The sequence below is a fragment of the Allobosea vaviloviae genome, assembly GCF_001298265.1.
GTDB classification, from domain to species: Bacteria; Pseudomonadota; Alphaproteobacteria; order Rhizobiales; family Beijerinckiaceae; genus Allobosea; species Allobosea vaviloviae_B.
Genome location: NZ_LGSZ01000062.1, coordinates 1 through 11,122, shown reverse-complemented (window position 1 = coordinate 11,122; position 11,122 = coordinate 1). Strand labels below are relative to the sequence as shown.

At 62.2% G+C, this 11,122-nt stretch carries 7 protein-coding genes and 1 pseudogene; 2 read left to right on the top strand and 6 right to left on the bottom strand.

Annotated elements, in window-relative coordinates:
- Positions 1–698, top strand: a 698-nt coding sequence (locus tag AE618_RS22940; protein WP_156330443.1) for an ATP-binding protein, incomplete at its 5' end; no start/stop codon positions are given.
- A gap of 119 nt (positions 699–817) precedes the next feature.
- Here AE618_RS22940 and AE618_RS22935 read toward each other — a convergent pair.
- The 6 genes from AE618_RS22935 to AE618_RS22910 all read right to left on the bottom strand — a co-directional run bounded on the left by AE618_RS22935 (position 818) and on the right by AE618_RS22910 (position 10,739).
- Positions 818–4,819, bottom strand: coding sequence for a tetratricopeptide repeat protein (locus AE618_RS22935; protein WP_054211402.1), 4,002 nt, complete (start codon positions 4,817–4,819; stop codon positions 818–820).
- A 9-nt stretch (positions 4,820–4,828) separates the two neighbouring features.
- The gene (locus AE618_RS22930; protein WP_054211401.1) at positions 4,829–5,548 is read right to left on the bottom strand and encodes a hypothetical protein; all 720 of its coding nucleotides are present in this window, start codon (positions 5,546–5,548) and stop codon (positions 4,829–4,831) included.
- Between the two features lie 93 nt (positions 5,549–5,641).
- Positions 5,642–6,160 carry a helix-turn-helix domain-containing protein gene (locus AE618_RS22925; RefSeq protein WP_054211400.1) on the bottom strand — a complete coding sequence of 173 codons (519 nt, stop codon included), beginning with the start codon at positions 6,158–6,160 and terminating at the stop codon, positions 5,642–5,644.
- A 367-nt stretch (positions 6,161–6,527) separates the two neighbouring features.
- Positions 6,528–7,979 (bottom strand): argonaute/piwi family protein, encoded by a 1,452-nt coding sequence (locus AE618_RS22920; RefSeq protein ID WP_054211399.1) that lies wholly within the window; start codon positions 7,977–7,979, stop codon positions 6,528–6,530.
- Positions 7,976–9,325, bottom strand: coding sequence for a DUF4365 domain-containing protein (locus tag AE618_RS22915; RefSeq protein WP_054211403.1), 1,350 nt, complete (start codon positions 9,323–9,325; stop codon positions 7,976–7,978). The genes AE618_RS22920 and AE618_RS22915 overlap by 4 nt, the downstream gene beginning before the upstream one ends.
- A gap of 211 nt (positions 9,326–9,536) precedes the next feature.
- Complete coding sequence (locus tag AE618_RS22910) at positions 9,537–10,739, bottom strand: RHE_PE00001 family protein (protein ID WP_054211398.1); 1,203 nt, start codon at positions 10,737–10,739, stop codon at positions 9,537–9,539.
- A 218-nt stretch (positions 10,740–10,957) separates the two neighbouring features.
- On the opposite strand from AE618_RS22910, the pseudogene AE618_RS28935 reads away from it, so the two are divergent.
- Positions 10,958–11,122 (top strand): annotated as a pseudogene (locus AE618_RS28935) (integrase); the annotation flags it as partial.

Genomic DNA, 11,122 nt, shown 5'->3' with positions numbered 1-11,122 from the left:
CTCGCTCGAGCGAGCGGCGGCGACGCGATTGGCACCGCGCCTATCTGCGGTCGGTGATGGAACGGGATGCGCGCGAGATATCCTCGGCCGAGCGGCTCGACCGCCTTCCCGACCTTTTCGGGCTGCTAGCGGCGCGGGCTGGCCAGCTCCTCAACTGGTCGGCGTTGGGCAACGATGCGCGGCTCGACGGAAAGACCGTCGACCGCTATGTCCGTCTGCTCGAGCAGCTTTATCTTGTGCGCCGCGTCCCGGCATGGTCCGGCAATCAGACGCAGCGACTCGTCTCGACGCCGAAGCTTCACTTTGTCGATTCCGGCCTGCTTGCGACAACGCTGAACCTCGCGACCGCTCAGCTCGCGTTGGATCGCTCGCCATTGGGCTCAGCCCTCGAAAGTTTTGTCTTTGGCGAACTGGCGAAGGCTGCCGCAGTGGCCGACGATGAACTTATGATCTCGCACTATCGCGACAAGGATCAGGTCGAGGTCGATTTCGTCATCGAGAACGGTGCCGGTCTTGTCCTGGGGATCGAGGTGAAAGCGTCGTCGAGCGTGCAGGCGTCAGATTTTCGAGGGCTGCGGCGATTGAAGGACCGTGTCGGATCGCGTTTTGCACAAGGGATTGTGCTCTACGATGGAAAGTATGTGCTGCCTTTCGGGGAAAAGCTCAACGCTGCACCGATATCGGTACTTTGGGTCTGAGTGAGACGCTCATGCCGACGCCTCTGCCGGCCCGCGTCAGGGATGGACGCCCGGATGGGTGAAGACCTGCAGGGGCTTCAGCTTCGCCGACAGCCCGGCCCGAAGGGTGACGCCGTGACTTACCTACGCTTTTTCCGATGCCGCCGTCTCTTGCCGAGCACGGGCATCGGCTTCTCCCGCTTCCCTTCGGTCTGTTTCGCCCGCAGCTGCCGGGTAACATCTTCGATCTCGCGAATAGCGGCCGCTACCTCCCCAGCGGGAAGGAAATGGCCGGTGATCCATCGGTCGATGTATTGACGCACGTCAGGAGAACAGCCGCGCTTGAGGAATCCAAGAACGAGCGCCACGTTTCCCGATCTGAAACGAATAATGCGCTCAAGAAGAACGCTCGTCGCTTGCATGCAGCGCAGATCAAATCGATCGGACTCGCGCCAAAGCTGGTTGAGAAACGTGATCGTGACTTCGATATGCGATCGAAGATCGGCGTTCCGTGTCCCGATGAAATTCGCGATTGCCCGGAAGTTCTCCAACCCATTCTTGGGGTCTGCGCGGAGAACCGCGAACATCGTGGCTACGTTTAGGGAAAGGTGTCCGTGACGACGCCAGGCCAGTTTGACAACAAGATCGACATAGCGGCGAGCATCGATCGCGCCGATCTCGTGAGCGAGCGAGAAGACCGGCTGCAGCCAAAGGCCCTTCGCCGAGCAGGCAGCTTCCGCGAACTGTCGGTAGTACATGTCTTCGGAGAGGAGAAGATGATCCGTTCCCGCGAGGGTGGCAGCGTCGAGAACATGGCCACCAAAGGTCTGGGTGATCGCGGCCGCGACCTCCCTGGGATGGTCGGGAGCCACAACGGGGCGAACCTCACAGGTGGCCTCGATCCGCGCGAGCTGCTCGATGATGTAGTCGCGCCGCGCGGCGATATCTTCAGCCGTGTGCTCCTGGCGGACGTATTCGCCATTGTGCCAGGTCATAGTCATCGATCGCCCGGCAGGTGTCTCCTGCTCGTCCCGCAGGTTCTTGATTTCGTCGATGACGGTTTGTGGGACGATCAGCGTCCCACAAACGGATTGCAGCACATCGAAGGCATCCATCGTAGACACTGTCCAGGCAGTGTAGGCGTCGAGCACTACCCCCGACCGGCGATGGGTGTCCAAGAGACTACGGGCAGCCAACCGCTCCGGTTCCGTGCCTAGGCAAGTGCGAATATCGAAATCGAGGAAGCGGATGTACTCGACGAACCGAATCGTATCCCGCTCGCCTTTCGCGACGACAAAGCTGATTGGGCAGTTGTGCTTGAGATAGAGATCGGCGCGATTGCGATTGCTCTCTGCTCCCCGCCGCACCTGCTCTAGCGCGGGCTGAATATCACCCTCCTGCATGGTGATCGTGTAGAAGCCCTTGGCGTCCGGAAACCGGTTCTCAAAATTCCCCATGACGTCGTGGAGGGCATGGAGAAATTTGTGCTTGATCTCGACGACGCGCCATCGCCGCGTGCCGCCGAGCGCGACTGGCATCTCGAATTCGTCGCCCACCCGGAGACCAAAAGCGGCCGCAGCCATCGAATGGGTTGGGCTCACGACATCGTCTGCCGGACGATCTCGTCCCTCCTCGATGAGAAAGGCATGACGTTCATGCCGGTCGCTCTCGAGCCTGACCCAGGTGTCGACGGCGACGGTCTCCGCAGATGGGATCGGACCATCATCGGGGTCCATCATGATCAACCCGAAATAGCGGAGAACGGCCTTTTGATCATTGCGAGCCGACTGGAGCACGTCATAAGCGTATCGAAGCGCCTTTGACCCCTCGCCGATTTTTCGCATCACCTGGGCTAGGAACATCTTCTGGGTGGGTGTGCCCGTGACCGTCGCTAAATCGATGCCGTCGACGAGCGCCTTGACCTCATCCCCTCGGTCGAGGCGATGAAGGACGGAAAACAAGGAAATGTAGTTGTCGAGATCGGGCTCAGCCGCTGCGGCCTTCCGCAACGCGGCTTCAGCTTCGGCCAACGCTCCGCGATTGAAGTGCAGCAACCCTTCGGCATGCAGGTAATAGGGAAGTTCGCGCACCGTTGCGGGGAGGCGGGCGAAGAAAGTAAGCGCACGCTGGCGGATCGGACTGTCATTGACAAAGGCCCGCGCCAGCATTCGAAGTTCATCGCTGTCGTGGTCTTCCGCGACCCTGCCATCCAGCAAATCGACGACGATCGCAGCCTCGCCACGCCGGTTGGCGTGATGTGCCACCATTTGGCGATCGGCTGCATGGCTGTCGCCGTCAATCTGTTTGAGAGCCGCATCGAAAGCGGCATCGGCAATATCCTCCATTCCCTCGCGACGCGCGAAATCCGCAACCACAATGCTGGCACGGGGATCGCGTAACGCGTCTTCGGCAACAATCGCGATTTGCCGTCGACGCTCATCGGGGTCGTCGACGCCGATCCTGATCGCCGCCAGCTTTGCGGTGATCGAGATGATCGGCTCCTCCGTCGGGGGGATCAGTGCCGCATCGCTCTCGAAAAGATCGACGACCGCCTTCCAATCTGCATGCGCCGCATGAAAGCGAAACTTCATGACCACGCTGTCGGCGGTCTTCGGCAGTTTCGGAAGCAGTTCCGCCGCGAATAAGTCATCGCCTGCTTCGAGTGCAACCATTGCCGCGCGGACGATCAGGTCCACGTCGTCAGGCGCAAGAGCGAGGCCTTGGCGCGCAACGTCGAGTGCTGTGGAGAATTCGCCGAGCCCCACCAGCCCCACCACGACGTTTCCGCACACGGCAGCATCTTCCGGCCGCAAGGGACCGTCGGTTGCGCGCTCGCGATCCCATTGCGAGGTGAGCGCGGCGGTCGCCGCCTCCAGCTTTTTTCGCTCCCCGGGCGACAGAGCGCGCATGCGCTGAAGACGTTGGCTGGTCAGGATTTCATCGAGATCAGCTTCGGCCGCAAACTGCACGGCATGCGGGTCGGTGGGATGCATCGCGAGCGCCTGGCGCGCGGCATCCCACCACTCGCCAAGTTGTCCACGGCGCCTGACAAAGTCGACCCACCCGATCTGTACCGCCGAGGTTCGATGTAACGGTTCCGGAACCAATTCGAGCGGGCCGGTCACAGACAGGTCAAATCGGGCGGCCTGGACGAGATAGCCAGCAAGCCATTCATTCGTGGAATCGGCTTCGAGCTCTAACTTTCCGAATACGAGCAACTCTTCCCATTTTCCTTGGAGCAGCAGGCCGAAGGCCTTATTGGCGATCGCCTTAGGCTCACTCGGGGCGTGGTCAAATGACGCGAGCAGCATGGCAGCCGCTTCCTCGTCCTTGCCCAGTGCCAGGAGGCAATGGCCGATATTCGCCTTGATGCGAAAGAGGATGCGGCCGGAGGCGGAGGCCCCGACACGCGCCAGCAAGCGCTCCAGCAGCGGCATGGCCGTCAGTGTTTTGCCGCTGTTGTTGAGGTCGCGATACTCGTCGATCTGGGCATCGAGATGTGCTTCGACGGTATTGATCTCGATGGTGCTGTCGCCGGGCGGATTGGCGAGCCTGCCGCTCACCTCCGCGAACATCGACTCCATACGGGAGAGACCGGCAGCAAGGTCCTCGCGTATCTCGCTCTGACCAGCGGACATCGACCTAGTCTCGGCGAGGATCTCCTCGCTGAAGAGCGTATAGGTCGGATCGAAAGCCTTGCGCGACGGCGCGTCTTCGCTGATCCGCTCCTCCAGCGTATTCCATCCATAGACGTACACGCGCATCGCCGTGCCGGCCGTGGCGAGTTCCCTGGTGATCTCCCGCGCAAGCTCCTGGATCGCAACGTCGTCCGGCGCGGTCGTGGTGACGTAGTACTCCTTGAGCGGCGGCTTGAAGGTTAGTGCCTTATTGACCTCGGCGCGGACTTCATCTTCTGATAGGGCATGTCCCTCGCCCTTCAGTTTGCACTGGATGCCGACATACGAGTCGACGTCGCCGTTGCGGATGCCGAAAAGGTCGACGCCATTCTGGCGCTGGCCACGGCGGCCATTTCGCTGGACTGAAGGATCGTTGAGCAGACCGCGCCACAAGACGACGGAAGCGCGCTCGAACGCCTGCTCATCGGCAGGTTTCGGGATCTGGGTGGCAGCGAGCAGCGACATCGGCGGGCGTCAGAACAAGAGGTCAGCGTCATCGGGAGACTGCGCCAGCACACCGGGCACGCGGCTATGGTGCATGATCCAGGCTCGCGTCTCAGCGCTGATCCAGCCGGCGACCTGCAGCAGAGACGCATAATCGGCAGCAAGGTGCCGGTCGAAGATGGGCTCGTGATGTGCGATCCGGTTTCGGAAGGTGCGCAGATAGTCGAGCGGGGCGTGCGCCGCCTTGCGGCTCAGCCGTGCGTGCGCGAATGCTCTGAAAACTCCTGCACGCCAGATAGTCATGTCGTAATTGGCCTTGCCGAAACCGGGTAGCCGCCCGCCCGGGCCGAGCAAAGCGACCCAGAATCCGAAGGACAGCGCCGCCACCATGTGGGGCGGATCGTCGGGATAGCCGTCACGCCGCAAGTCCGCGCGGGCTGCGGAAATCCTCGCAAGCGTTCCGGTATCCAGCCCCGCCCCCGGATTGTCGTACCAGTCGGCACCATAACGAACTGCAAGTTCGCGATTCACGCCATTGCGCAAGGCCACCTCCAGCCCCTGAAGCGGGCCATAGAAGGCTGCACTCACCGCCGTGTTCCAAGTATAGAGACGAACCGCCCGCTCGCGGTCCCCGTCCGCCCGGCCGACATACGTCGCCATACGCTCCGGCGACAGCGATGTCTCCAGAGCATCGATGACAGCATCGGTATAGGAGAAGGCGTTCTTGACTAGTGCCCCCGGGTCACCCATATTACCTCCTGTAAGCCCTGGGACCGCCTCTGCCGTTGGCACGCACCCGGGGCTCAGCTTTTCTAGAGGCTGTTCTCTCCCACTGATCAACGATCACGCTGCAGCCTCCTTGGAGGGCTGGGAGCTCTTCGGAGATTTGTAGCCGCGTTTGGCGACCGCTTTGCGCGCCGCCCGGGCGGTTTCCTCGGCCTCCCGGAAATCCGGCTCGAGCGCCTGCAGCTTCTTCACGAGCCCGGTGAGATCATAAGTATTGCTGAGCTTGCCGCCGTTGCTCGCGCGCCGTTCGATACGCTGAACCAGCCCCTCCTGCTCCAGTTCCGCAATGTAGCGCTGAATCTGGCGCTCGCTCAGGCTGAGGCGCTGCGACAGGGTTTCCTTGCTCGGGAATGGCTTGCGCTCCTTGTCCCACCAGAAGTCGCAAAGCTGCAGTAGCACCGCGAGCTGGCTAGGATTTAGATTCAGCCGACGCTGCGCGCGCAGAAGCAGCGATGGCACGACGCAAAATCCCAGATCCATGACGGCCTGGCCCCATTTCTCAGCCGAGGCCTTCTTCGGCGCCTTGGAGGCAGATGCGGGTTCGTCTTCAGCAGGTTGTTCGGCTTCCGTCGTCATGATAGGTTTCCTGTCAGCTGTTGAAGCCAACAAATGCAGCCGGTTATGGCGATCCGCAATATTCCGCAAGCGGACATATATGACCCCTCCCATCGGACATAAGCGTCTGATGGGCTAGCGACAAGAGCGTCTCCTAAAGAAAGACACAGCGTTCAATTCGGATGAAAGGCGATGCGGGATAACGAGTAACGCTTTTACCACCGGTCGAAGATGTCCGGTGGGGTTGGGTCGCCGAGATGCCCGTTAGCGAAATCCGTGTCTTCACCCGCATCTCCTCAAAATTAAGACGGGGTCCGGCCATCGGGTTCGTGTGGCGCACTGCCGCGACTTCTTTTAGCAGGGCTCGATCGCCTGCGGTTTTCATCGGCTACATGTAGAAGCTGTAACGCGGCGCGATCTCCTGTCCCTCGCCGACGTATTTCAGCACCTCGCCGACGTTTCTCGCGGCCGCGATGGTGATCGGCAAGGCGTTGTCGAATTGCGTGTTGTTCCAGTTCATCTTGGTCAGGGCGAGCGTCTCCTCCGCGATGTGCTGGAGTGGCTGCCCCAGGGCCTGGCAACGCAGCATGAGCGGTCGCGGCACGTACATTCCGGGATACGTCCGGAAAAACTCGACGCTCCCGCGCGTGTAAAGGAGTGCCAGATCCTTGTCGAAGCGCAGTAAGCTGCCGCGAAGCGGAGGGTACACTCCCATGCGGTACAGGCGCGTCATGGACCTCTGGACCCAGACGAAGTCGGCGTAGTCGATGTCCCGCTCGTCGATCGCCTTGTGAAAGCCGTCGAGCTCGTTCCGGTCGAACCGGGACGTCTTATGCAGGACGACGCGAGCGGGATAATGCCCGTGCTGGGCCCTGAACACCTTGAGGGATTCCCTCAAGAGAGAGTAAGCGTCCTCGGCCGTCAGATGAGGCTTTCGATCCTCTTCGCTTTCCACCATTCGGCCTCCCCGAAGGATCAGCCCCTCGCCGCGCTCGTCAAACATCTGGGCGGTGCTCGTGTGAACGTGGTCGCCGTCGATGGATTTGTAGAAGCTCAGGCCCACGAAGGACGTACGAAGTTGGCGCGCGTCGCGTGCAAGTCGCCAGGGTAGTCCGCCGGCCTTGTAGTAGGCCGCGGTGAGCAGGTTCCACGCGATCGTCGCCGGATCCTGGGTCCGACGCTCGCTGCTCTCCTTCAGCTTGCGAGGGATCTTGTAGGCCGGATCGAACGTCGTGGGCCACAGGAGCTGGATCGGGATACGAAGGCGCATGCAGGCTGCCTTCAACATGCCACGGAAGTCCAGGTCGCCGCCGGCCTCCGTCCCGCTCGACTCGTCCCCTCCGCCGACGTCGCGGGCATTGTAGGTTCGTTCGATGATCTCGATCGGCAAGGCGACCAACACGACGTCGGGCCTCGTCGTACGCTCCGACAGCACGCCGATCTCGTCCGCGATGGTTTCGACCACGGCCCGGGTCATCTCGCGCTGGCCGGGGATCGCCGCCAATCGCGCGATCTCACGCGGAGGCAGAACGCCCTGAAGCTCGTCCGACGTGACGAATTCGCAGCGGAAGGTTTCCTCGAACCCCGTTCCGGGAAACGGCGGGAAGAGGTTCGGTTGACGGCTCTTCTTCGCCGAGAACCCTGTCGTGCACGTCTCCAGCCAGCGCGCTGTTCCCTCGACTGTCTCGGCGCTGCCGACGATCCCCAATTTGATCCTCTTCGGCGCCCCCTCCATGCCCAGGTCGAACGGGCCGTAATCCATGATGCCGAAGCGAATGTCGGGGTGGCGGAAGGCGCCACCGAATTCGAGCGACGGTTCTTCCAGATGGGTCAGTTTCAATCGATCGCCCCCTCGTCCCTCTCGTCCGAAAGCGCGAACTCGAAGAGCGGCGAGGACGGGTCGGCCTCCTGCGACTTCCAAAGCGCGTCCGGCACGCCCACGCCCAGTTCGAGCGGGGCTGTCTCCGAAAACGATAGGAACGGGTACCGCTCGCTCAGCAGGTCGCCTGTCCCATGCTTGACGAGGAAGTCGCGCCACATCACGAACTGTCCCATCACGGCGGCATTGTTCTCCAGCTCCTTGATTTTCTTTAGGCGTTCGCCCGCCCAGGCATCCGTGTCCTTGCCGTTGTGGGTGAAGTGGTAGGTCGGCGTCATCTCGGCGAACCATTTCCCGCCCAGTCGCACGAAGCGGTGGGTGAAGGCCGAGTGGCGCCAATAAGACGCCCGCGTCGGGTCCTTCTTTTTCCTGCCGTACCGGCCGACGACGCGGCGGGTCGTGGTGACCTGAAGGCTTCGGTAGGAGAAGTGCAAGTTGTCCCGGTCCCGCGGCTTTCGAAAGTAAAACACCCCGGAATCGCGATCTTTGTAGAGCTCGGGCCTTACGAACGAATCGATCGCGCGGTTGAGCAGCGCGACGAAATCGCGCTGACGATCCTCGTCCTCGCTGTCGGACCACTCCGACATGTCGAACTCCTCGATCGCCGACGACTCGCACAGTTGGCTCCAGGGACGCCGGTCCAGATCGTGAAAGGACATCACCGCGTTTCCTCGCACGATCCATTCCGACCCGGCATTTGGATCGAGATCCCGCAGCGCGGCGCCGAACGCCTTGTCGGTCTTGAGCGTAGTGGGTGCCCAGTACAATCTCGACGCGAAATTCACGCCGACGAGATTGGTGAGAAGTTGCTCGTGAATGCGAACGCTCGGGCTCGGCGCGCCGGGCCGAACCGCGACGGCCACGGCGGTCAGAGCCGCCTTTGCGTCGGGGGTAAATTCATCGACCTTCTTGTCGAACTCGACCTTTCGCGTCTTGACCCGTTCCGGATCGGCGAACCAACCGTTGATCGACTTCCAATACGCCTTGCCGCTCTTCAGATGGACGACGACCAGCAGAACCGGCGCCGTGCCTTGGGTCCAATAGGCAATGTCCGCGTCCGAGCACGGCCAATCGAAGGCGTCTTCCGTTTCGCCCGGCAGGCGATCCTTTTCCGTCGCCTTGCCCTGGACCTGAAGCAGAAGGTTGCCAACCTCGCTGGTCTCGGCGTCCCTCAGTTCCACGAAAGCGTCGATACCGGCCTCGACGCCACCCGTGGGATAGAACATGAAGCCCATCGAAAGCACTACGCCTTCGATATGAGCCATGCCACGCTGCCCTATGATGTCGCCGCGGCCGATCTTTTTCACGCCCACTCCCCTTCAAGCAGTATAACGTTCATGTTTGGTTCTGCGCCAGTGTTATCTGGTCGCGCCAGGACGCCGCTAGCCGCCGAGTTCTACTTGGAGCGAAGTGTCAGAAGCACGGGGCTGTACCCGACCCTTTCCATCGGCATCATCGGCACCGTTCGAGTGCCGCAGTTGAAATCAAACTCCCGCAGATTGAAAATCGCCTGCGGACTTACATAATCCCCCAGGCCCGGTAACGTTTTCGCCCGGTCAATTCGCGCGGCAGACTGCCGCCGAGCTCCTTCAGCATCGCCTCGATCGCCTGCGACGTCACCTGCAGGCGCGCCGCCGCCAATTGCACCGTCACCAATGGCGACGCGACGAACAGATCGACCAATTCCGGCAGTTTCGAATTCCCCCTCCTGCCCTCACACCTCCGCAACATCACAATCCGCGCCAGCGACAGACGATCGAGATCGGCCTGCCCGAACGCCGCCGCCTCGCGAAAGGCGCCGAGCAGCCCGTCAATCCGCACCGGCAGCGCTTGGTGCGGGCTCCACCTGAATTTCCCCCGTCTCAGCCCGACCCCAACCACCGGCAGATGCACGTCCGCCAGCCCCCGCTGACGCAACACGGTCGCGGCAAACGCAAACCCGAGCTCGCCGGCGCGTTCCGACGGCTCGAGGAAAAGCCAGGCATCGAGCGCCAGCGCGGCGGCGAGCGCGGCCGGCAGCCCCCTGCCCTCCTCCAGGATCGCTTCCCAACGTGAAAGCCGCCCGGCCGCGTCATAGCCGGGATCGCGCAAAGTCAAGCTTTTGCGACCCGCGTCGGAGGACAGATCGTTCCAGGCATCGAGCTTTTTTCGGGTGCGCGCCAAGAGCGCGTCGATTTCGGCAAAGGCCGGATCCCCGTGATCGTCCTCCTCCTTCCGGCCGAGATCATCCTCATCGGCCTGGTCCTCATCGTCCTCTTCACGATCGATCCGGTCCCAGGGTGCCGCGACCTGTTTCGCGGTCCCCGATGGGGTCGTCCTCCTGCTCCTCCGATCCTCTTCCTCGGGTTCGTCGATACCGAGCCGCTGCCGCAGGGCGCTTGGGCTCAAAACCTCGGCCGGCTCACGCCGGGCCAGGCGCCGGCGCTCGTCGAGCATGGCGGCGGCCCGGGCGATCTCGCGGGTCGGGCTGCGCACATCCATGCCGGCGTCGTGCAAGACGAGATCCTCGAGCGGGCACAGGCTCCCGGTGAGCCCGATCAGCGCCTGGGCTTCAAAGGCGTGGCCGCGCTGGCGAACCCCCTCGGCCAAAAGGGGCTCGGCGCGGAGCAGACGCTCGTCGAGGCGGGCGAGCGCGACCGCCGCGGCCTCGGCGGCTGCGGCGCAGTCCGAAGCCAGGGCTTGGCGCTGAGCGCTGGAGAAGTCGTAGCGATCTGAATTCACACCTATAAAGATATCATAGCCAAGCTAAATAGCCATTGCCTTGTTTCACGTCGATACCACCCAAAGTCTACACATTACTATCGATAAGAACCTATTATCGATAGTGATGGACATGCCTGCGGAAATCGGCGATTCTGGCGCTTCAAAAGCCCGCCGGCGACATCTGCCGGGCCTCTGGTCGATGAAATCGGCTTTCGCGAGCCGCACAAGGAGCAGCCGTGGCCTCGACATCCCTGCTCTCGGCCGAGACCGAAACGCGACGCGCCCTACAGCTCGACGCGCTTGCCGGCATCCTGCCGATGGAGCGCCGCGACAAGCTCGCCACCATCCTGACCGACGACGACGTCGCGACGCTTCGCCACCTGGCCAAGGAAGGCATGGGT